The following is a 20912-nucleotide window of genomic DNA, read 5'->3' as shown; positions in this document are numbered from 1 at the left end:
CCCTTTCCGGTTAATTCGGGCAGTCTTATGCAGGCAGATCGCGTTCCAGCGGCTCGAGCGAGCCTTTGCGGTCCGCACCATCTGCTGTTTTTGGCAGCTCAATGTCCGCGCAGGTGCCTGCGTCAACCAGAGTCCATGCATTACCCTGATAATCTACAGTTGACGTGCCCGCGCAGGTCGTACCGGGGCCAGCCGCGCAGTCGTTTTGACCGGCCAGCGAAACGCCATAGCATTTCTCTTTGGCCTGAGCGGTCGCCGTTGTTGCAGCGCCGGAAACGGCGGCGGCAACTGCGCTTGCGATAACCAGTGTTTTTGCGGTGTTCGACATCTCGGATTTTCCTTTTGCTGACTTTAAGTGTCTGCTTGTGACAATGACAAAGGTAGTAGCTTGATGCTCAGAGTTGAATTCACGAGCCCGTGTCTCACAACCCCGTCAAAGACCGTCATGGCCCCTTGAAGGTTAACAAACTGTTTTTGAAATGAAAAATGGTATTTGTTTCAATCCGGCCCTAAAATCAGGGCCGGATTTTCGGCAATTTGGCACCGAATGTTACAGCAGATCTGGCGGCGTTGCGGCCTGACCCAACTCTTTTGTTACAGATTCAAGCGGCTGAACTTGCGTCTGTTTTTCACCGAGACGGCGGACACTGACCGTGCGCTCATCAACTTCGCGGTGACCGACGGCCAGAATGATCGGGACTTTGCCAACCGAATGCTCGCGGACCTTGTAGTTAATTTTCTCGTTACGAATATCAGCTTCGGCCCGAACACCAGCGGCGCGCAAGGCTTCGACCACTTCGGCCACATACGCATCAGCCTCGGACGTGATCGAGGCGACTACGACCTGCCGCGGCGCAAGCCAGAAGGGCAGCTTGCCTGCGTGTTCTTCAATCAAGATGCCGATAAACCGCTCGAACGAACCCAGTGTCGCGCGGTGCAGCATGACCGGACGGTGTTTGCCGCCATCGGCGCCGATATATGTGGCGTCTAGACGTTCTGGCAGAACAAAGTCCACCTGATGGGTGCCGCACTGCCAGTCCCGACCAATCGCATCGGTCAGAACGAACTCCAGTTTCGGGCCATAGAACGCCCCTTCACCCGGGTTGAGTTCCGGTTCGATCCCTGCGGCACGGGTCGCACTGAGCAGGGCGGCCTCAGCCTTGTCCCATACCTCGTCGGAGCCAGACCGCTTTTCGGGGCGATCCGAGAACTTGACCGAGAAGTTTTCAAACCCGAGGTCTTTGTAGATCTCGGACAGGAACCGAATGAACTCGGCGGTTTCAGATTCGATCTGGTCTTCGGTGCAGAAGATGTGCCCGTCGTCCTGGGTAAAGCCGCGTACGCGCATGATACCGTGCAGAGCACCCGAGGGTTCGTACCGATTGCACGATCCGAATTCGGCCATACGCAAAGGCAAATCGCGATAGGATTTCAGGCCTTGGTTGAATATCTGCACGTGACAGGGGCAGTTCATCGGTTTCAAGGCGTTAATAGCCTTTTCCCGCGCATGTTCCTCGTCGACTTCGACGATGAACATGTTTTCCTGATATTTGTCCCAGTGACCCGAGGCTTCCCACAGCTTGCGGTCGACAACCTGAGGCGTGTTGACCTCGACATAACCGCCCTTGCGCTGCTGACGGCGCATATAGTCCTGAAGTTGGGTGTAAACGGTCCAACCATTGGGGTGCCAGAAAATCTGCCCCGGAGCCTCTTCCTGCATGTGGAACAGGTCCATCTCGCGGCCCAGCTTGCGGTGATCGCGCTTGGCGGCTTCTTCCAGCATATGCAGATACGCCTTCAGCTTTTCCTTGCCGGTGAAGGCCACGCCATAGATGCGTTGAAGCATGGCGCGGTCGCTGTCGCCGCGCCAGTAGGCACCGGCAATGGACATCAGTTTGAACGCATCGCCCGGCACCTGTCCGGTATGCTGCAGATGCGGACCGCGGCATAGGTCCTGCCAGTCGCCATGCCAGTACATGCGCAATGGCTCATCGCCCGGGATGGCCTCGATCAGCTCGACTTTGTAGGGCTCGTTATTGGCCGCATAGAAATCGATCGCACGCTGACGATCCCAGACCTCGGTGGTCACGGCGTCGCGCTTGTTGATGATTTCCTTCATCTTCTTTTCGATCTTGCCGAGGTCTTCTGGAGTGAACGGCTCGGCCCGGTCGAAGTCATAATACCAGCCGTTCTCGATCACGGGGCCAATGGTGACCTTAGTGTCCGGCCAGATTTCCTGCACGGCGCGTGCCATGATGTGCGCCAGATCGTGACGGATCAGCTCATTGGCCTGCGCTTCGTCTTTCATGGTATGGATGGCGATCTGTGCATCGGTTTCGATGGGCCACTGCAGGTCCCAATGTTTACCATCGACCGTCGCCGAGATCGCTTTTTTCGCCAGCGATGTTGAAATGTCGGAAGCGACCTGAGCTGGCGTGACGCCTGCGTCAAAGGTACGGGAATTGCCATCGGGAAAAGTAAGGGAGACTGACTGTGAGTCCAGGGCCATATCGGCTCTCCTCGTCGGTTTGGCGCCCACTGAACGCCCGGTTGCGGGTTATGTGTGTTCGGCTCATGTGGCAGGTGGGGATGCGCGTGTCAAGGGTGGAAACGAGAGGCGCTGCCCCTCGCGCACCCCGGGATATTTTTGGCCGGATGAAAAAGGGGTCGGGGAATTGCGAAGCGCGTGATGACGTGCATGATGCGGGAAAAGAAAAGAGGATTTCATGGCAGAGACGAAATTTCTTGAGACAGCGCAGGGGCGACGGCTGGCTTATCACAAGTCTGAAGGAACGGGGCCAACCATCGTTTTTCTGGGCGGATTGAAATCGGACATGGAAGGCACCAAGGCTGTGCATCTTGAGGCCTGGGCCAGGGCGCGAGGGCAGTCTTTCTTACGCTTCGATTATTCGGGGCATGGTGAAAGTTCCGGTGAGTTTACCGACGGGTGCATTGGGGACTGGCACGAGGATACGTTGGCTGCAGTCTCACGGTTGACCGCGGGCCCGTTGATTATTGTGGGATCATCCATGGGCGGATGGCAGGCATTGTTGCTTGCGCGGGTTATGCCTGAGCGGATGGCGGGTATGGTGACGATCGCCGCAGCGCCGGATTTTACCGAAGACGGGTATTGGGCTTCGTTTTCAGATCAGCAGAAATCTGATCTGGAGACCGTTGGGCATGTGGAGCTGCCTTCGGACTATATGGAGCCCTACGTCATTACCAAGCGGATGATTGAAGATGGGCGGCAGCGTCTGGTTTTGCGTACGCCGCTTAAATTGCCCTTCCCGGTGCGTTTCCTGCAGGGAACGGCAGATACGGCGGTATCCACTGAAACAGCAGTAGGCTTGCTTAACCACGCGTCGGGTCAAGACATGCAGCTTCTGCTAGTCAAAGACGCGGATCACCGATTCTCGGATGGACCGTGCCTTGGTTTGATCGAGCAGGCCGTTCGCGACGTAATAGGAGGCACCTGATGCAGCGCTTTGGCTGGATTTTGGGGCGTCTGCTGCTGGGATTGGCCCTGATTGGTGGGTTGGTCTTCGTATTTGGCCCCCGTGAGCCTGTAGACCTGCATCCCCGTTTCGATCCACGCAAATTTGGTGAAGGCGTTCAGGTCTATTTTGAAAGCATCGAAACTGCCTATGACGACATCGAGCCGGGGGTCGAAAAGCGTGTGATCTGGCAGGATGAGTTTTATGAGCAGCGAACACCGTACGCCGTGCTTTATATCCATGGGTTCTCGGCCTCGTCAGAAGAGATCAGGCCGGTGCCCGATCGAGTCGCAGAGGCGCTGGGCGCCAACCTTGTTTATACCCGGCTTCAAGGGCATGGGCGTGATGGTGACGCGATGGCTGAAGGGACAGCATCGGGCTGGATGCGGGATGCGGCCGAGGGGTTGGCAGCAGCCCGGGCAGTCGGAGAGCAGGTAGTTGTAATCTCGACATCTACTGGCGGAACTCTGGCGGCAGCAGCTGCGCTGGATACCGAACTGAGTGCGAATGTGGCCGCGATGATTTTTGTCTCTCCGAACTTCGGTGTGAACATGGCTGCGGCCTGGGTGCCAACTTTGCCTTGGGCGCGAGATTGGTTGCCTCTTTTGATGGGGGCCGAGCGGGATGTATCCAGTTCTGATACTGAAAAGAATAGGTATTGGACAACAATCTACCCATGGGAGGCGGTTGTGCCGATGTCTGTCATCGTAGATGCAGTCTATGGGTTGGACTTTTCAGGTGCACCGATCCCCGCGCTATTCTGGTTCTCGGATGACGATCAAGTCGTGCGGCCGGACAGAACGCATGAAGTGGCAAAGGCATGGGGAGGCCCGGCCTCGGTTGCATTGGTGACCATGGGCCCCGGGGATGATCCAGCTTCGCACGTTGTGGCGGGGCGGTTGATGTCGCCCGGTCAGACGGATGCAACGGTCTCAGGTATGTTGGAGTGGCTATCGGAGCAGGGGATTGAGTGATGGAACAGCGTGTAAGTCTGATCACGATCGGCGTCGAAGACTTAGAAACAGCCGCTGTTTTTTATGAGAAACTGGGCTGGCGACGTGTTGAAAGTCCGGATGGGGTGATTGCGTTTGATCTGATCGGGCAAACGCTGGGCCTCTATCCACTTGCCGCTTTGGCTGACGAAATGGGAGTGGACGTCGCAACTCTGGGAGGCGGGTCAATGACGTTAAGCCATAACTGCCGAGCGAAAGATGACGTGGCAGCGCTGATTGATCAGGCGGAACGTGCCGGAGCGGAGGTGCTCAAGCCAGCATCAGACGTCTTCTGGGGCGGACATCACGGGTATTTTCGCGCTCCGGACAAGACGATCTGGGAAATTGCGTTCAACCCGTTCTCGACCTTAGCAGCGGACGGTTCCTTTCGCTGGAACGGGTACTGATCGTGCGTCGGCCGGGCAGCATGTGGAGCCTCGAGAACCTGGGTCGTGTGCGCCTTTCCCGGCATTTCTTCATGCGGGATTTCCTTTATTCCGAAATTGGAAACTTTCACGAGATACAGAACGTACCTGACAACCCCGATCTTGCGATCGAAACGGGGCGTGCGTTTTGTGAAACACTGATGGATCCACTGGAAGAGACCTTTGGGCGGGTCGCTGTACGCTCGGGCTATCGTTCTCGGTCCTTGAACCGGTTCGGGAACGAGAACAGATTGAACTGCGCCCGCAATGACAACCCATTAGAGTGCCACATCTGGGACTGGGGCGAAGGCGACGCGCGTGTCGCGGGTGCTTCGGTCGTTATACCATGGTTTGCCGACCGGTATGAACAAGGGCGCGATTGGCGGGATCTTGCGTGGTGGTTGCATGACCATCTGGATTACTCTGAAATCTGGTTTTTTCCGAAACTCTGCGCGTTCAATCTGGTATGGCGGCCCAAGCCTGTTAGGCGGATCGACAGTTATATTGCGCCGCGCGGCTGCTTGTTGCGGGCGGGGGCCGATCCGGAAGAAACGCTGGCACAAAGGCAGGCGCGCTACGCGGATTTTCCGCCATTCAGGGCGATCAGTTATCCCTGAAGTTTTACTTGCCCGCCCCTGGCAATCCTCTCATCCTGTAACAAAACAATAAACAACGAGCGGAGGGCGCCAGGGTGATCGAGCCGTTGGTTTTGCTGCCCGGATTGATGTGTGACGCGCGGTTGTTTCAGGCGCAGATCACAGCGATGTCGCATGATCGTGCGGTCACGGTTGCACCAATCACCGGTGGTAAGCGGATAGAGGAGATCGCGTCGGGTCTGCTGGATCAACTACCGCATCGGTTCGCATTGTGTGGGTTTGGTCTGGGTGGAAGCATCGCGCTTGAAATTGTGCGACGCGCGCCTGAGAGGGTGACACGATTATGTTTGATCACGGCAGAGGTGCAGGCGGACACGCCTCAGATCGCTGCAGACCGCGAAGAATTGATCATAGGGGCGCAGGCGGGACGGTTGGACGACGTCATGCGCAGCGTGATCGGTTCAGACATGCTGGCCCCAGGACCGAAACGAATTCCGATTCTCGATGATGTATTGCAGATGGCCGGGGCGTTAGGACCGGATGTGTTGTGCGACAGATGCGAATATTGCAGCGGCGTCCGGATCAGCAAGGCACGTTGCGACGGATCAAGAGGCCGACCGTGATCATGTGCGGTGCTCATGATGCCGAAGACACGGTGCGGAAACACGCTTTCGTGGCAGATCTCATTCCGGATGCGGTGCTGCATGTAATTGATGGAGCTGGACATTTCCCAACACTGGAAGCTCCTGACACAGTAACTGAAACGCTGTAGGACTGGGTTCAAACTCCGCTACGGCTGACCTAGTCGTAGAAAGCTGCGCGTTCTTCTTTTGTTAAAATGGTCGGTTGAGCAACGGGGGTGCCCGTCTCGGAATCGAAAAACGGTGTTTTCTTCCAGCTTCCCGACAGGCGCGATTTTAGAACCCGCTTCAGCAATCCCATGGCCGCGTAGCGAATTTTTTCATGAGATTGTTTGCCATCAGGCCCGGGCACAAATCCGCGTGTGGTAACGGGACCAAGACTGTTGCTGTCGGGGATGCGTTTCACAATAACCCCCGCGAATGGAAATTTGGGGGTCAATGGCGTTGTTGCCAATGGCGCGTTGCAGCATTTGGCATACCACCGCAACATGCCCTTGGGACTAAGCTGCATCAAAGCCAAGTGCTCGGCTCCTCGGTCTAACTCGATTTCTTCCGGGGCCATCTGAAAAATGTCGACAGGACCGGGGGCCGGGTCTGGCTGTTTGAAATAAAGCTGGGCTGCGCGACAATCATGGCAGAAGCAGACGACATGCGTACCTGATTTGACGCCGCGCTCTGTGATGCGGCCAGAAAGCGCGCCGCAGTCACAGCTGAAGGAAAGTTCCTTGGCTGCGGTGCCGCTCATGCCACTTTGTTGCTATTGGCGGCGCGACGGCGTGGTTTCTTGCGGCTGTTTTCATTCATGAAATCAATCACAAGCGGGCGGATGTTGTCACGCCAGCTGCGGCCCGCGAAAATACCATAATGGCCAGCGCCAGGTTCGACATGGCTGGCTTTTTTGCTGTCCGGCAGGCCGGTGCACAAATCAAGCGCTGCAATGCACTGACCGGGTGCCGAGATATCGTCGTTCGCGCCTTCAACCGATTTCACGGCGACATCGGTAATCTTGCCGATATCCACCTTGTGTCCGGCGACAACAAATTCGTTCCGCGCAATCTCGCGGTTCTTAAAGACCCGTTCGACGGTTGAAAGGTAGAACTCGGCCGTCATGTCCATCACGGCAAGATATTCATCATAGAACCGATTGTGGGCATCGTGATCCGAAGCTTCATCCCGGATCACCCGCTGGATTTGGTCCGAAAACGCCTTGCTATGACGCTCGGCATTCATCGACATGAACGAGGCAAGTTGCAGCAGGCCGGGATAGACCATGCGACCGACCCCTTTGTATTTGAAACCAACGCGCTGGATCATGGTTTCTTCCAGTTGGCCCATTGTAACGCGGCGACCAAAATCCGTGACCTCGGTTGGGGTCGCATCCGGATCGACCGGCCCACCGATCAAGGTCAGTGTGCTGGGCTGCGCTTTTGGTTCGACTTCGGCCAGATAGGCGGTTGCGGCCAATGTCAGAGGGGCAGGCTGGCAAACGGCGACAACGTGTGTGTCGGGCCCGAGTTCTTTCATAAAATCGACAAGGTAGAGGGTGTAATCCTCAACATCGAACTTGCCTTCGGACACAGGGATATCGCGCGCATTATGCCAATCGGTGATGTAAACCTCGCAATTGACCAACAAGCTTTTGACGGTCGAGCGCAGCAGCGTCGCATAATGGCCCGACATGGGTGCCACCAGCAGAACTTTGCGAGGCTGCTCTTCACGCCCGTTGACGCGGAAGTGGATCAGGTCGCCGAACGGGCGCTCAAGCACTGTTGTGACATCGACCAAATGGTCCTTGCCATCTTCGCAGGTGAAGGTGCGAATACCCCAATCGGGTTTGACGACCATACGTTGGAATGTTCGCTCGGTTACTTCACCCCAGGCTGCCATCCAGTTGAAGGCCGGATTGGGTGTCATCGAAAACAGGGGATAGGACGCCATCGCGCTGGCGGTTGCACCAAGCCATTGGTTGGTGTTACGCATGGTTTCCATCAGGTCGTAAGTCATCATGTAGCGCATCGAATGTGCCTCCTGAGTATCAGCCTGAGAATTCGGACCATTCGCCGCTTTGCCCCCCGACGCCTACGACGTTATTCTGCACAGCAGCGAGACTAGGGGGGAATTGTTAAAATGACAACTACCGACGACCAGACGCCAGAATTGACTGAAGAACATATTGAACGACTTAAAGAAAATATGGGCAAAGTCGAAGAATTGTCCAAACGCCTCGTCGAAGTCATGGCGGGAAAAACGCCGCATACCCCTGCGTTAGACGGCCCGAATCAAGAGCTTTTTGCAAAAGCAGCAACAGCCTATTGGGCCGATGTCATGCAAAACCCCTCAAAGCTGCTGGAACAACAGATTGAGTATTGGGGAAAGTCAGTACTCAACTTTGCCGAAGCGCAGAAAGCGATGACTTCTGGCGAAAGCGAAGAGCCGGACGCCCCAGTCAAAGATAAGCGGTTTTCCAACCCGATGTGGGACACCAACCCCTATTTCCGCTTGATCCGCCAGCAATACCAGGCCAATGCTGATGCGATCGCTCAGGCTGTCGCATCTGTTGATGACCTAGATACCAAAGACAAACAGCGCCTGCGTTATTTCTCGCAACAGATCATCGATATGATGGCGCCGACGAATTTTCTGGCCACCAACCCCGATGCGCTGGAGAAAGCCGTCGAGACTGAAGGTCAGTCATTAATACAAGGGCTTGAAAACCTCGTATCCGATCTTGAGGCCAATGACGGCGAGATGGTTGTCCGGCTCGCCGACGAAAGCGCCTTTGAGATCGGTGGCAATATCGCGACAACGCCTGGAGACGTCGTTTACCGCAATCGGATGATGGAACTGATACAATATAAACCGGTGACCGAGACGGTGCATGAAACCCCGATCGTTCTGTTCCCGCCCTGGATCAACAAATTCTATATCCTCGACCTGAAGGCTCAGAACAGCTTGATTAAATGGGTGACCGAGCAGGGCTATACCCTGTTTGTGGTCAGCTGGGTCAATGCCGACAGCTCTCATGCTGATATCGGGATGGAAGACTATATTCAGGAAGGGTTTCTGACTGCCATCGAAGAGGCCAAGAAAATCTGCAAGGTCAAGCAGGTCAACGCGGTAGGCTACTGCATTGCTGGAACGACACTCAGCCTAACCCTTTCGCTAATGAAGCAACGCGGCGACAAATCGGTCAAATCGGCTACCTTCTTCACAACTCTGACGGATTTTGGCGAGCAGGGAGAATTTACGCCGTTCCTGCAAAACGATTTCGTAGATGGGATCGAAGATCAGGTTTCAAAAGACGGCGTGCTGAAGGCCTGGATCATTGGCCGGACGATGTCTTTCCTGCGTTCACGGGATCTGATCTACACACCGGCGATCCGCAGCTACATGATGGGTGAGACACCGCCCGCCTTCGATCTGCTTTACTGGAACGGTGATGGGGCCAATCTGCCAGGAAAGATGGCGATCCAGTATCTGCGCGGTTTATGTCAGGGCAATGGTTTCGTGACGGACGGGTTCGAATTGCTGGGGCAGAAGCTGCATATCAAAGATGTGGATGTGCCGCTTATGGCGATTACCTGTGAAACAGACCATATTGCCGCCTGGAAAGACTGCTATCGCGGTGTGCAGCAGATGGGTTCGAAATCAAAATCCTTTGTCGTGTCTGAGTCCGGTCATATCGCAGGCATCGTCAATCCGCCCAGTAAGAAGAAATACGGCCACTATACCAACCCTGATCTTAAAGCGGATGCTGAGACCTGGCTGAAAGAGGCTGACTTCCACGAAGGTTCGTGGTGGCCGATGTGGGAAGCGTGGTTGAAGAAGCGGTCAGGCAAGCAGGTTCCGGCCCGGGATACCGGCGATTCGGATCATCCGCGCTTATGTCCGGCTCCGGGGACCTATGTTTTGGTCAAGGCAAACCGCTGATATCACTTTGAAACTCAAAATTTTCTGCATCGCAGCAAGAAAAAACTTGCAATGCTGCGATGCAGCAATCATATTGCCTTCAAGCTGATGAGAACCGGGGTGGGCCCGGAACGGCTAGAAGGATTTAGGACAATGGCAAAGACCCAAGACTTTACCGCGACCCTGAAAGACATGATGGGCGCGTTCCCGGTTGACACAACCGCTCTGGAAGACGCATTCAAATCGACCGCTTCGCTGAACGAAAAGCTGTCGGGTGTTGCTCTGGACGCAGCTGAAAAATCGGCTGAAATCTCGAACAAATGGACCAAAGAAACTCTGGCCAAACTGACCGAGATGTCGAAAGCAAAAACCGAGCCTGCAGATTACGCAAAAGCCGCAACCGACTTCGCAAGCGCGTCGGCTGAAGTTGCTGCTGAAAACCTGGCTGCTTTCGCTGAGATTGCGAAAAAAGTTCAGACCGAAACCGTTGAGCTGCTGATGGCGGCTGGCAAAGACGCTGCAGAAGATGCAACTGCAGCTGTCAAAAAAGCCACCAACGAGGTGACTGCTGCAGCAAAGAAAGCAGCAACTGCAAAGTAAGATAAGACTGCGACTTAGCACCCATTCCTCCCAAATGGTGCAATCGCTGCGGGCAGGTCGCTTGACCTGCCCTTTCTTTTTGTTCTGCAGTCGCATAACCTCTGCTGCAACGCATCATCCTTGGGGAGGGTACAGGGTGTCGGAACAAGAAAAACCTCTGCTGATCAAGCGTTATGCCAGCCGTCGGCTGTATAATACTGAGACTAGCGATTACGTGACGCTTGAAGATATCGCGGGCTTTATTCGCGACGGGCGTGAAGTGCAGATCATCGACCTGAAAACCGGCGATGATCTGACCCGCCAATATCTGCTTCAAATCATTGCCGAACACGAAAGCCGTGGCGAGAATGTGCTGCCGGTCAACGTCCTGAATGATCTGGTCCGTAGCTACATGGTGCCGGGCGGGGGCATGATGCCACAATTCCTGCAGAGCTCGTTCGAGATGCTGCGTGAAAGCCAGTCCAAGATGATGGAAAACATGAATGCGATGAACCCGATGTCACAGATGCCGGGTTTCGACGCGATGCAGGCGCAGCAAAAGGCTTTCCTGAAGGCAATGACCGGGGGCTTGGCTGGCAACTGGTCCAGCCCCGAGCAAGAGCCTGAGGCACCGTCCGAGCCGAAAGAAGATCTGGACGACATCAAGAAGCAGCTTGCCGATTTGCAGCAGAAGCTTTCAAAGCTGAGCTGATTTTACCGATGCGTTGGCTGTTTGTGCTGTGCGCGGTGCTTTGGGCATCCCAGACTGCAGCACAAGGGCAGTTCACGTCGATCTGGGAACCTGTCTGCACATTAGGACACGATACCGCTGCGGGCTGCGATGATATCCGCGCGCGCGAAATTCTGGACGCTTCGACTGAACCTTGGCGCGCGATAGGGCGCGTCAACTTTGCCAGTCGTAGCCAACGGTCGCACTGCACGGGTGTTCTTGTCGCTGAACATTTGGTTCTGACCGCAGCGCATTGTCTGTTCAACACTGCCCGTCAGCGCTGGATCCCTCCTGGCAGCATCCGCTTTGCATCGGGTTATCAACGCGGTGAGGCCATTGCTGTCTCATCCGTCACTGCCTACCGGCTTGATGCAGAGCAGGGTGTCGGTGGTCGTTTCAACAATCGCGCTGATCTGGATTGGGCCGTATTGGAACTGGACCAGCCGATTGGAGTCCAGTTGGGCTTTTTCTCGATTTTCCAGACCGCTGAGAGGGTCGGTTCGGTCGTAGGGTACCCCGGATTGCGCCCGCATGTGCTGAGTCAAACGGGCTCATGTGCCCCAAACCCGTCAGGTGATGGGCTTTTCCATGGGATTTGCCCGGTCATGATGGGAGATTCTGGTGCACCGTTCCTCGTACAAACCGATGCGGGCCTCGCCGTTGCAGGAATACTATCGCGTATTGCACCAACCCCCGATGGGATTGATGCATTGTTTCTGTCTATACAGGAGTTCGATCTGGGCAGGCGTTAGAGCTAGGTGCCATAAACCGGCATCGGACCAACAACTTCACCAATCGAGGCCAGTAGGATGTCGGCAATGACGTCCAGCTCTTCGCGTGTCAGGCGCACAGGCAGGCGCACATCACAGGCCTTCATCAACATTGCGCGGGTCTGCGGCAGATCAAACTGCTCGGGCAGGAACTGCCAGTTCCAGAAGGCGCGGGCATTGTCCTGACTCATGCCAAACACCTGCACTTTGACGCCACGCGCTTCGGCAGCAGCGGCGAAGGCGCGAATTTCTTCGTCGTTAAGGTCAACCAGATTAAACTGGATTGAATCCGGTGCGCGCTGCTCGGGCGCCAGAGGGGCAGGGACATCGATATAGGGCGACGTGTTCAGTCGATCAGCCACATAGTCATGGTTTGCCAGCCCGTCGCGCACTCGGCGGGCCAGTTCGGGGATTTGCGGGCGAATGACTGCGGCGCTGAGGTTGCTCATGCGCAAGTTATACAGTGGCAATCGGTTCTGCCATTTGGCAAAGGCCTGTTCCAGCTCTGACGAGCCCGAGTGTTTTTTCCAGTTATGCTCGTACGCACCCGACATGATGACCGCCTGAGCAACCAGATCAGCATCATCGCTAACCAGAATGCCACCTTCACCGGCGTTGATCATCTTGTAAGACTGGAACGAGAAGCAGCCTACCTTGCCGATAGTGCCAATATTACGCCCATGCCAGGTTGTGCCCAGTGAATGGGCCGCGTCTTCGATCACAGGGATATCGAGTGCGTCACACAACTCCATGATGGCGTCTATATCCGAAGTATGGCCGCGCATGTGGCTGATGATCACCGCCTGCACGCTGTCGAGCTTGGCGGCGAAGTCGGCCACATCGACGCGATAATTGTCGCCGACTTCGCACAGAACCGGAATGCAATCCGCGTGCACGATTGAAGACGGCACGGCCGCAAAGGTAAATCCGGGAATCAGAACCCGCGCATCGCGGGGTAAGCCCAACGCTTTGAGCGACAGAAATAGTGCTGCGGAACAGGACGAAACAGCGAGCGCGTATTTCGTGCCAAGTAGTTCTGCGAATTCTGTTTCCAGCAGGGCGACAGGCGCATCCTGCGGGGCGGTATAGCGGAACAGATCGCCTGACTTCATCAGGGCGTCGATGGCGTCTCTTGCGGCTGCGGGGATAGGTTCGGCTTCATGAACGTTGGGTACAAGCGTCATATTTGGATTTCCCGAATTTTATCTTTGGGAAATATAAATTCGATGCTCTGACAAGCCAAGTCCCAATTCGCATCGTCAGCGAGATTTCACCAATTCGTCGTATGGAATGTGTTCAGATACCCAGCCTGTCGCGCGTCGCGTACCAAGTCATCGCCAAGATCAACAGGGGCGTTCGCAATGCGGGTCCACCAGGGAATGGCAGCGCAGGAACGCGGGCCATGGTATCAAACCCCTCAGCCTGTCCCTGAATCGCCAGTGCCATTAGTTGCCCCGCATGGGTCGCAGTGCCAACGCCGTGACCGGAATAACCCGAGGCGGACAGGATATTCGGTGCGATCCGGGCGAGGTAGGGCATACGCCGCATGGTGATACCGAGGGTTCCACCCCAAGCATAGTCAATCTTGACGTCTCGCAGATGCGGGTAAATCTCGGTCATCGGTTTGCGCACCTTGGCGGCGATGTCCTCGGGGAAACGATAACCATAGCTTTCGCCACCCCCAAACAGCAGCCTTCCATCTGCACTTAACCGGAAGTAGTTCACCACGAATTTCGTGTCAGCAACGGCGATATCCTTGGCCAATACCTTTTGCGCCTCGGCGCCCAATGGCTCGGTTGCCGTGATGAAATTGTTGATGGGCATCACACGCGATGCAACTTGCCGGTTCAGATCGCCGAGATATCCGTTGCAGGCCAGAATAACGTTATCTGCGGTGATCTTGCCTTTTTCCGTGCGCACAGTCACGCGAGCGCCCTGATCGATGCCAAGAACCTCGGTGTCTTCATGCAGTCGTAACCCCGCTCCGACCGCGGCGCGCGCGAGGCCAAGCGCATAGTTCAACGGATGCAAATGCGCCGCACCATTGTCCAGATACCCACCCGCATAGGCAGGTGAGGGACAAAGCCCGCGCGCAGCATCGGCATCCAGGGCTTCGATTTGGTCGTATTTGTATCTGCCCGACAGATGCGCCGCGTGATCATGTAGCTCAGCGCGCTCCGAGTCGTTGAAGCCCAGAACCGCAATTCCTGGCTTCAGATCGCAGTCGATCTGATGCTTTGAGATCAGTGATTTGACCAGATCCTTTGCATCTTCGGCCAGATCCCAAAGCTTTAAGGCGTCGTCATCGCCAACGAGCCGCTCAAGATCCTCCTGGTCCATCCGCTGTGCGCTGCCCAGTTGGCCTCCGTTGCGACCCGAAGCGCCAAAGCCCGCGCGGTGAGCTTCGAGCAGGACAACATCGAACCCGGCCTCAGCTAAATGCAAAGCGGCCGAAAGGCCCGTATATCCGCCCCCGACAATGCAGACGTCCGCGGTGTGGTCGCCTACAAGTGCCGGATAGCGGTCGAATGGATGCGCAGTCGCGGCGTACCAGCTCGGCGGGTACTCCGCCTTGCGATCATTGGAATACAGCAGGTTCATCGCGTCGTTGCCTTAGACGTTCATCAGCAGATGCTCGCGTTCCCACGGGGAAATGACCTGCAAGAACTCTTCGTACTCAGCACGCTTGACGATGCCGTAGACGCGGGCGAATTCAGGACCCAGAACTTCGTGCAGGGCTGTTGCTTCATCAAACAAGTCCAGGGCTTCACCCATGATCTGAGGGATATCGCCGTCGCCTTCATAGGCGTCACCGTAGAATTGGCGGCGTGGGCGTTCTTGCTGAGTCAGCCCCAAATAGCCGCAGGCCAGTGACAATGCGATGCCCAGATAAGGGTTGCAGTCCATGCCTGCGATGCGATTCTCGACCCGTCGCGCCTCGGGGCCGGACAGAGGTACGCGAATGCCGGTTGTGCGGTTGTCGCGCGCCCACTCCAGATTGATCGGAGCCGCGTGGTCTTTGACGTAGCGGCGATAAGAATTCACATACGGCGCCATCACCGCAAGCCCTGCGGGCAGGTGGTTTTGCAAGCCGGCGATGAAGTTGTAGAAGGCGTCCGTTTCTCCGCCCTGAGGGCCCGAGAAAATATTCTGACCCGATTCCATATCGATAATTGAGTGATGGATGTGCATGGCCGAGCCCGGCTCATCCTCGATCGGTTTCGCCATGAATGTTGCAAAGCAGTTATGACGCAGCGCGGCTTCGCGGATCAGACGTTTGAAGTAGAATACCTCATCGGCCAGTTTTACAGGATCGCCATGACGCAGATTGATCTCCAACTGCCCGGCCCCGCCTTCTTGCGTGATCCCGTCGATTTCAAACCCCTGAAACTCGGCAAAGTCGTAGATGTCGTCGATCACCGGCCCGAACTCATCGACCGCCGTCATCGAATAGGCCTGCCGCGCCGCCGCCGGACGGCCCGAGCGGCCCATCATCGGCTTGATCCCTTGCGCCGGGTCTACATTCGGCGCGACAAGGAAAAATTCCATCTCAGGGGCGACAACCGGCTTCCAACCTTTGTCGTGATACATCTTCACAACGCGTTTGAGCACATTGCGGGGGCTGAAAGGGATCGGCTCGCCATCTCGGTCGAACGCGTCGTGAATCACCTGCAAGGTCCAGTCGCCCGTCCAAGGAGCGGCCGACGCAGTTGAGAAGTCGGGTTTCAGGATCATGTCCCGCTCAATGAAACCGTCCTCACCTGCAGCTTCGCCCCAATCCCCTGTGATGGTCTGGTAGAAAATGCTGTCGGGTAGGTGAAAATAGGATTGCTTGGCAAACTTTGACGCCGGGACCGCCTTGCCGCGGGCGATGCCGGGCAGGTCAGAGATGATGCATTCAACCTCATCCAGCCGTTTGCCTTCAAAGTAGGTGCGTGCCGCTTCAGGCAGTTGATCTGTCCAGTCGGCCATTAGGCCCTCGCTTTCTTTAGGAATTCTGCCATGTGGCGACCGATTTTGGCATTGTCATCCGGGGCATCATGCCGGTTCGCGGCCGCCTGCATCAACGCATCAGGAACCACACCTTTGCCTCGGGTCTCCATCAAGCCCTGAATGAAGTCATTTCCATATTCAGGATGGGCCTGCACGGTCCAGATCGTATCGCCATAAGTGACCATGGCGTTTTGGCAAAAGTCATTCGTGCCAGTGACCACAGCACCTTCGGGCAGTTGGGTCACCTGATCCTGATGCCATGCGTTCAGGGAGACGGATTGATCGCCAAAACGATAATCGGTGCGTCCAATGGCCCAACCATCTTTGAACTTTTCCACTTTTCCACCAAGGGCTTGCGCGATGATCTGGTGACCAAAGCAGACACCGATCAGCGGGTTTCCGGTTTTCTGAATGTCCCGGATCAATTGCTCGAGCGGTGGTATCCACGGGTGATCTTCGTAAGCACCATGGCGTGAGCCCGTGATGACCCATCCATCCGCCTGATGTGCGTCCTCAGGAAACTCGCCATCGACGACTGCATATGTCTGGAATTCGAAGCCGTTGCCGCCCAGCAATGCACGAAACATTCCATCATATTCCCCGAATTGATCATACAATTCGTCGGGTGGGTGGCCGGTTACAAGGATGCCGATTTTCATAGTTCACCAAATTTGATCAAATTTATTCTAGCGGAGCAGAACGAGGCGGGCAAGAGGCTCATACGCTCTCGAGATAGCTAAGCCAGTGGCTTTCTGGGGGCCGCTCTGCGAAGCGTGCGATTTCCTGCCGTTTTGTCATCGCCATGTAGCGGATCAGGTCAGCAGGGAAGATGCGCGCAACCAACCGGTCTGTCTCAAATGCGGAAATTGCCGAGGACCAGTCGGGAGCAAGCTGCGGAAGGTCTGCAACCTCATAAGCATTTCCGGATATCGGAGCAGGTGGCTGCAAGGCGTCCTCTATACCAAGCAGCGCGGCACCTAGCACGGCGGCCAGCATGAGATAGGGGTTGATGTCTCCCCCAGCGACGCGATGTTCGATCCGTCGGGCGGCAGGGGCACCGCCCGGAATGCGCAGGGCGGCTGTGCGGTTCTCATAGGCCCAACTGGCACCAGTGGGGGCATGCGCGCCGGGTACAAGCCGTGTGTAAGAGTTTCCGTGCGGCGCGAAGATCAGGGTTGAGCCGGGCATTGCGGCCAGACATCCCGCAACCGCTGAGCGCAGCAATTCGGTGCCTTCGGCCCCCCCGTCGTCAAAGATATTTTGGCCATCAGCGTCTATAACCGAGAAGTGCACATGCATCCCGTTGCCAGCATCCTCGGCGTAAGGTTTGGCCATGAAGGTCGCAGTGAATCCGTGTTTTCGTGCAAGACCACGCGTCAAGCCTTTGAAAAGCCACGTATCATCGGCGCAGCGCAAGGCGTCCTGATGATTCAGGTTGATCTCAAATTGACCAATCCCGCTCTCAGAAATGGCGGTTTGGGCCGGGATGCCCATTGCGGTGCAGCCATCGTAAAGATCGGTGAAGAACGCATCAAAGGCATCCATCTCGGCCATCGATAGAACGGCCTCGTCCTGCAGTCTGCGGCCGGTGACCGGGTTGATAGGAGCTTGCGGTTGGTCGCCTGAAGCGTCGAGCAGAGTGAATTCCAGCTCAGTGGCGGCAACAACCGACCAGCCTCGTTCTGCATAGCGGTCCAGTACAGCAGATAGCGCGTGCCGGGGATCGCCCGCAAAGGGAGTTCCATCATCATGATAAAGGCACATGGGCACCAGAGCCGTGGCTGTGTCGAGCCAGGGCACCGGAACTGGGCCCCGCCCCGTCGGACGTAGGACGCCATCGGCATCTCCGCTTTCGAAGACCAGCGGGCTGCCATCAATATCGGCTCCCCAAAGATCGACATTGAGCGCTGAGAACGGCATTCGAACAGCCCCCTTATCCAGCTTGCTGGCATAGGAGGGCGGCACGCGTTTGCCGCGCATCTGTCCGTTCAGGTCACAGGCGGCGACGCGAAATGTGTGCAGGGCGCTCAGGTCCATTGGGGGCTCCGTGGTCTTGTCACGAGAGGTTTAAATCAGGATTGGCGCCTTGTCACTAAATTTGATCAAATTATGAGTCAACGCTTTTTGCGATGAGGGCCGAAGCTGGAAATCTTCCAACTTGTACAGGGATCAAAACCGCTTTCTTCCGAGTTGTACAACAGTTAGGCACCTGATTGTGCCCGGAGCGGTGATGCCTATAGTCTCGGGTATGTTCATCTTTCTTACTACTGCATTACTGATCGCTGGCGGGATCGGCTATTATCTCTGGTCCAAAAAGCAGGCCCGCGCGGCACTGCTGGCGACCCATCTGACCTCGCATCAGGGTGACATCATCGAACAACAGGTGCCCATCATCCGGCGGCTACCCGCCTCATTGCGCAGCCACCTGGATGGCAAAGTGAATCTGTTTCTGGATCAGGTCAGCTTTTATGGCTGCGACGGGTTGGAAGTGACCGAAGAGATGGAGCTGTCGATTGCGGCGCAAGCCTGTCTGCTCGTGATCAACAGTGACCTATGGTACGATAACCTGACGACGATCCTGATCTATCCCAATGCGTTCAAGTCAAAGCAGCAGCGACGCTCGGGTTATGTCGTGTCTGAGAAAGAGATCGTGAGAACCGGCGAAAGCTGGGATCGCGGGCCGGTCATTTTGTCATGGGCACACAGTCGGCAGGGCGCGCTGGATGATCGCGATGGGCAGAATGTGGTGCTACACGAATTTGCGCATCAGATTGATGATCTGTCCGGAGGTACGAATGGTGTGCCGATCCTGAGCGAAGGGCAGAGTTTTGCCGAATGGGAAAAGGTTTTCCTGACCGCCTATGACGCGCATGTCCACGCTGTTGAGAGCGGGCGGCGTACGGTAATCGACCCCTATGGTGCGACGGGGCATGAAGAGTTCTTTGCGGTCTCGGTCGAAGTATTCTTCGAGCGCCCCCGTGCGTTGAAGCACGAGGTGCCAGAAGTCTACGAGCAGCTTTCGAAACTGTTCCGACTCAATCCAGTGGACTGGGCTTAGCGGGCAAGGTTCAGGCGGAACCGCATCTTTGCTTTTCGCTCGGCTGGCAGGTGGCGGTTCAGGCGTTTGTTGATCATGCCAAACCCCCAAACGATCACCAGCGTCAACAGGATGAAATAGAATGCCAGAATCGGGTAGGGGATGAACGGGTTGAACGTCTTGTCCGCGAAATAGCTGGCGTAGTACAGCGCATCGCCCCTTTGCTGCCAGGCCGGGAAGGCCGAGAAGAAGACCAGCGTAGTTGCGTGGAACAGAAAGATCGCCTCGTTCGTATAGGCGGGCCATGCCAACCGCAGCATGGTGGGCCAGACGATGCGGCGGAACCGGGACCAGCCCGACATGCCGTAGGCATCTGCCGCTTCAATATCTCCCTTGGGGATCGAGCGTAGGGCGCCATAGAAGATCTCGCCCGAATAGGCGGCTGTGTTCAGGAACAGCACAATCAGGGCGCCCAGCCAAGCCGAGGTCAGAGCGTCAAACATCGGGTAAGTTTTCTTCAGTGACAGGAAGAAGAAATATGCAAAGAAGAACTGAATGAAGAGCGGCGACCCCCGGAACAGGAAGATGAACCACTCGGACGGTTTGCGCAGCCATTTGTTGGTGGATGCTTTTCCAACGGCCAGTGCAGTGGCCAAAAAGAACCCGGTCGCCAGCGCCATCGCGCCGAAATAGACGTTCCAGATCATGCCCGAGCCGATCAGGGTAAACTGCTCACACAATGTGAAATCGGTCTTGGGCAGAAGGCGTTCACCGAAGCCAAGCGAACGGAGGCCATAATCCTGTATGGTCTGGATGCAGCTCATGCGGTGGTCTCCTTACGCAGAAGCTCTCCGCCGGATGTTGCCTGACCGTGGGACAGGCGACGCATCAGTTTTTCAAGCCCGAGTTCCGAGAAACGCGTCATACCAAGGTAAAAGATCAGCAATCCAAGGAAGTACCACATGCGCCAATCGCCATGGGGGTACTGCGTGAATTTCGAAGTTTTTGTGCCGCCCAATTCGCGGGCCCAATAGACGATATCTTCGACCCCCAGCAGGAACAGCAGGGGGGTCGCCTTGATCAACACCATCCAAAGGTTGGACAGACCGGGCAGGGCATAGACCCACATTTGAGGAACAAGGATTTTCCAGAATGTCTGGCGTCGGGTCATGCCGTAGGCTTCTGCCGTTTCCAGCTGCGCATGCGGCACGGCGCGCATGCCGCCGAACAAGACGTTGGCAGCGAAAGCGCCGAACACAATGGAAAATGTGATGACCGCGAGGAAAAAACCATAGGTTTCGTGCACCCATTCAGGGGCGCTGCCCAGTGGCAGTTTGGCGGCCTGGCAGACGAGGAAATCGTTGCCCTGACGGATCGGATCGGTCCAGTCGGGGCAGAGAATCTTGTGTCTTACCCACTCAAAACCCTGATCCAGAGCGATCACGAAGAACATGAAAAAAGCAATATCCGGCACACCGCGTACAATCGCGATATACCCTTTGCCCAACCAGCTAACCGGCGGGATATGCGAGCGCGCTGCCATGGCTCCGACAAAGCCAAAACCTAATGCAACCGGGGCGGTGACCGCCAGCAAGGCCAGCACCTTGAGGAATGAGGCGTAGAACGACCAGTGGACACCGTTGGTCAGGTAGCATGAGAACCAACGGAATGTACCCAGCGTATCGGGATCGGAGCAGTACGAGAAAATGGCGGGCCTCTTAGACTGGCAAGGGCGCTGCAGGGACG

At 56.2% G+C, this 20912-nt stretch carries 22 protein-coding genes; 11 read left to right on the top strand and 11 right to left on the bottom strand.

The annotated features are described in order from the left end of the window. Positions 1 to 25: 25 nt before the first annotated feature. Together AC2FI7_RS01555 and thrS are read right to left on the bottom strand one after the other, a co-directional pair. Positions 26 to 328, bottom strand: coding sequence for a BufA1 family periplasmic bufferin-type metallophore (locus AC2FI7_RS01555; protein WP_010439128.1), 303 nt, complete (start codon positions 326 to 328; stop codon positions 26 to 28). Between the two features lie 222 nt (positions 329 to 550). Beyond that, on the bottom strand, positions 551 to 2509 hold the full coding sequence (gene thrS / locus AC2FI7_RS01550) for a threonine--tRNA ligase (RefSeq protein WP_496815571.1): 1959 nt from the start codon (positions 2507 to 2509) through the stop codon (positions 551 to 553). Between the two features lie 217 nt (positions 2510 to 2726). Here thrS and AC2FI7_RS01545 point away from each other — a divergent pair, with 217 nt between their 5' ends. The 6 genes from AC2FI7_RS01545 to AC2FI7_RS01520 all read left to right on the top strand — a co-directional run bounded on the left by AC2FI7_RS01545 (position 2727) and on the right by AC2FI7_RS01520 (position 6279). Continuing rightward, a complete protein-coding gene (locus tag AC2FI7_RS01545; protein ID WP_010439134.1) occupies positions 2727 to 3476 on the top strand; it encodes an alpha/beta fold hydrolase in 750 nt (249 codons plus the stop codon). Beyond that, a complete protein-coding gene (locus tag AC2FI7_RS01540; RefSeq protein WP_010439138.1) occupies positions 3476 to 4468 on the top strand; it encodes an alpha/beta hydrolase in 993 nt (330 codons plus the stop codon). The genes AC2FI7_RS01545 and AC2FI7_RS01540 overlap by 1 nt, the downstream gene beginning before the upstream one ends. Beyond that, entirely contained in the window at positions 4468 to 4893 is a 426-nt protein-coding gene (locus AC2FI7_RS01535) for a VOC family protein (RefSeq protein WP_010439141.1), read from the top strand. The genes AC2FI7_RS01540 and AC2FI7_RS01535 overlap by 1 nt, the downstream gene beginning before the upstream one ends. Before the next feature lie 20 nt (positions 4894 to 4913). Beyond that, entirely contained in the window at positions 4914 to 5528 is a 615-nt protein-coding gene (locus tag AC2FI7_RS01530; protein ID WP_010439143.1) for a hypothetical protein, read from the top strand. Positions 5529 to 5602: 74 nt separating this feature from the next. Then, positions 5603 to 6130, top strand: a complete 528-nt coding sequence (locus AC2FI7_RS01525) for an alpha/beta fold hydrolase (RefSeq protein WP_310793651.1) — start codon at positions 5603 to 5605, stop codon at positions 6128 to 6130. A gap of 50 nt (positions 6131 to 6180) precedes the next feature. Next, positions 6181 to 6279 (top strand): alpha/beta fold hydrolase, encoded by a 99-nt coding sequence (locus AC2FI7_RS01520; protein WP_420794972.1) that lies wholly within the window; start codon positions 6181 to 6183, stop codon positions 6277 to 6279. Between the two features lie 29 nt (positions 6280 to 6308). Here AC2FI7_RS01520 and AC2FI7_RS01515 read toward each other — a convergent pair whose 3' ends face one another. Further along, a complete protein-coding gene (locus AC2FI7_RS01515) occupies positions 6309 to 6893 on the bottom strand; it encodes a DUF6151 family protein (protein ID WP_010439144.1) in 585 nt (194 codons plus the stop codon). Then, complete coding sequence (gene phaZ / locus AC2FI7_RS01510; protein ID WP_010439145.1) at positions 6890 to 8164, bottom strand: polyhydroxyalkanoate depolymerase; 1275 nt, start codon at positions 8162 to 8164, stop codon at positions 6890 to 6892. The genes AC2FI7_RS01515 and phaZ overlap by 4 nt, the downstream gene beginning before the upstream one ends. Before the next feature lie 111 nt (positions 8165 to 8275). On the opposite strand from phaZ, the gene AC2FI7_RS01505 reads away from it, so the two are divergent. The 4 genes from AC2FI7_RS01505 to AC2FI7_RS01490 all read left to right on the top strand — a co-directional run bounded on the left by AC2FI7_RS01505 (position 8276) and on the right by AC2FI7_RS01490 (position 12118). Continuing rightward, complete coding sequence (locus AC2FI7_RS01505) at positions 8276 to 10078, top strand: PHA/PHB synthase family protein (RefSeq protein WP_496833117.1); 1803 nt, start codon at positions 8276 to 8278, stop codon at positions 10076 to 10078. 132 nt (positions 10079 to 10210) lie between these two features. Then, positions 10211 to 10657, top strand: a complete 447-nt coding sequence (locus AC2FI7_RS01500) for a phasin family protein (protein WP_029621740.1) — start codon at positions 10211 to 10213, stop codon at positions 10655 to 10657. Between the two features lie 136 nt (positions 10658 to 10793). Then, on the top strand, positions 10794 to 11348 hold the full coding sequence (gene phaR, locus AC2FI7_RS01495) for a polyhydroxyalkanoate synthesis repressor PhaR (protein ID WP_010439148.1): 555 nt from the start codon (positions 10794 to 10796) through the stop codon (positions 11346 to 11348). An 8-nt stretch (positions 11349 to 11356) separates the two neighbouring features. Further along, the gene (locus AC2FI7_RS01490) at positions 11357 to 12118 is read left to right on the top strand and encodes a trypsin-like serine peptidase (RefSeq protein WP_010439149.1); all 762 of its coding nucleotides are present in this window, start codon (positions 11357 to 11359) and stop codon (positions 12116 to 12118) included. A 2-nt stretch (positions 12119 to 12120) separates the two neighbouring features. Here the strand turns inward: AC2FI7_RS01490 and AC2FI7_RS01485 are convergent, their stop codons facing one another. The 5 genes from AC2FI7_RS01485 to AC2FI7_RS01465 form a co-directional block, all read right to left on the bottom strand. After that, positions 12121 to 13320: a DegT/DnrJ/EryC1/StrS family aminotransferase gene (locus tag AC2FI7_RS01485; RefSeq protein WP_010439150.1), complete on the bottom strand. Its 1200-nt coding sequence runs from the start codon at positions 13318 to 13320 to the stop codon at positions 12121 to 12123. Between the two features lie 112 nt (positions 13321 to 13432). Further along, positions 13433 to 14737, bottom strand: a complete 1305-nt coding sequence (locus AC2FI7_RS01480; RefSeq protein ID WP_496815569.1) for an NAD(P)/FAD-dependent oxidoreductase — start codon at positions 14735 to 14737, stop codon at positions 13433 to 13435. 12 nt (positions 14738 to 14749) lie between these two features. Continuing rightward, positions 14750 to 16108, bottom strand: coding sequence for a glutamine synthetase family protein (locus tag AC2FI7_RS01475; RefSeq protein ID WP_010439152.1), 1359 nt, complete (start codon positions 16106 to 16108; stop codon positions 14750 to 14752). Continuing rightward, positions 16108 to 16788 (bottom strand): type 1 glutamine amidotransferase, encoded by a 681-nt coding sequence (locus AC2FI7_RS01470; RefSeq protein ID WP_010439155.1) that lies wholly within the window; start codon positions 16786 to 16788, stop codon positions 16108 to 16110. The genes AC2FI7_RS01475 and AC2FI7_RS01470 overlap by 1 nt, the downstream gene beginning before the upstream one ends. Before the next feature lie 58 nt (positions 16789 to 16846). Next, positions 16847 to 18166, bottom strand: a complete 1320-nt coding sequence (locus AC2FI7_RS01465) for a glutamine synthetase family protein (RefSeq protein ID WP_010439156.1) — start codon at positions 18164 to 18166, stop codon at positions 16847 to 16849. A gap of 193 nt (positions 18167 to 18359) precedes the next feature. On the opposite strand from AC2FI7_RS01465, the gene AC2FI7_RS01460 reads away from it, so the two are divergent. Continuing rightward, positions 18360 to 19187 (top strand): M90 family metallopeptidase, encoded by an 828-nt coding sequence (locus AC2FI7_RS01460; protein WP_238528765.1) that lies wholly within the window; start codon positions 18360 to 18362, stop codon positions 19185 to 19187. Here the strand turns inward: AC2FI7_RS01460 and AC2FI7_RS01455 are convergent. After that, positions 19184 to 19990, bottom strand: coding sequence for an ABC transporter permease (locus AC2FI7_RS01455; protein ID WP_010439160.1), 807 nt, complete (start codon positions 19988 to 19990; stop codon positions 19184 to 19186). The two genes, AC2FI7_RS01460 and AC2FI7_RS01455, sit on opposite strands and share 4 nt — an antisense overlap. After that, complete coding sequence (locus AC2FI7_RS01450; protein ID WP_029621742.1) at positions 19987 to 20874, bottom strand: ABC transporter permease; 888 nt, start codon at positions 20872 to 20874, stop codon at positions 19987 to 19989. Before AC2FI7_RS01450 ends, AC2FI7_RS01455 begins: the two co-directional genes overlap by 4 nt. Positions 20875 to 20912: the final 38 nt, after the last annotated feature.

This window comes from Ruegeria sp. YTSA064, from assembly GCF_059610325.1.
This window is presented reverse-complemented; position numbering and strand designations above follow the sequence as displayed.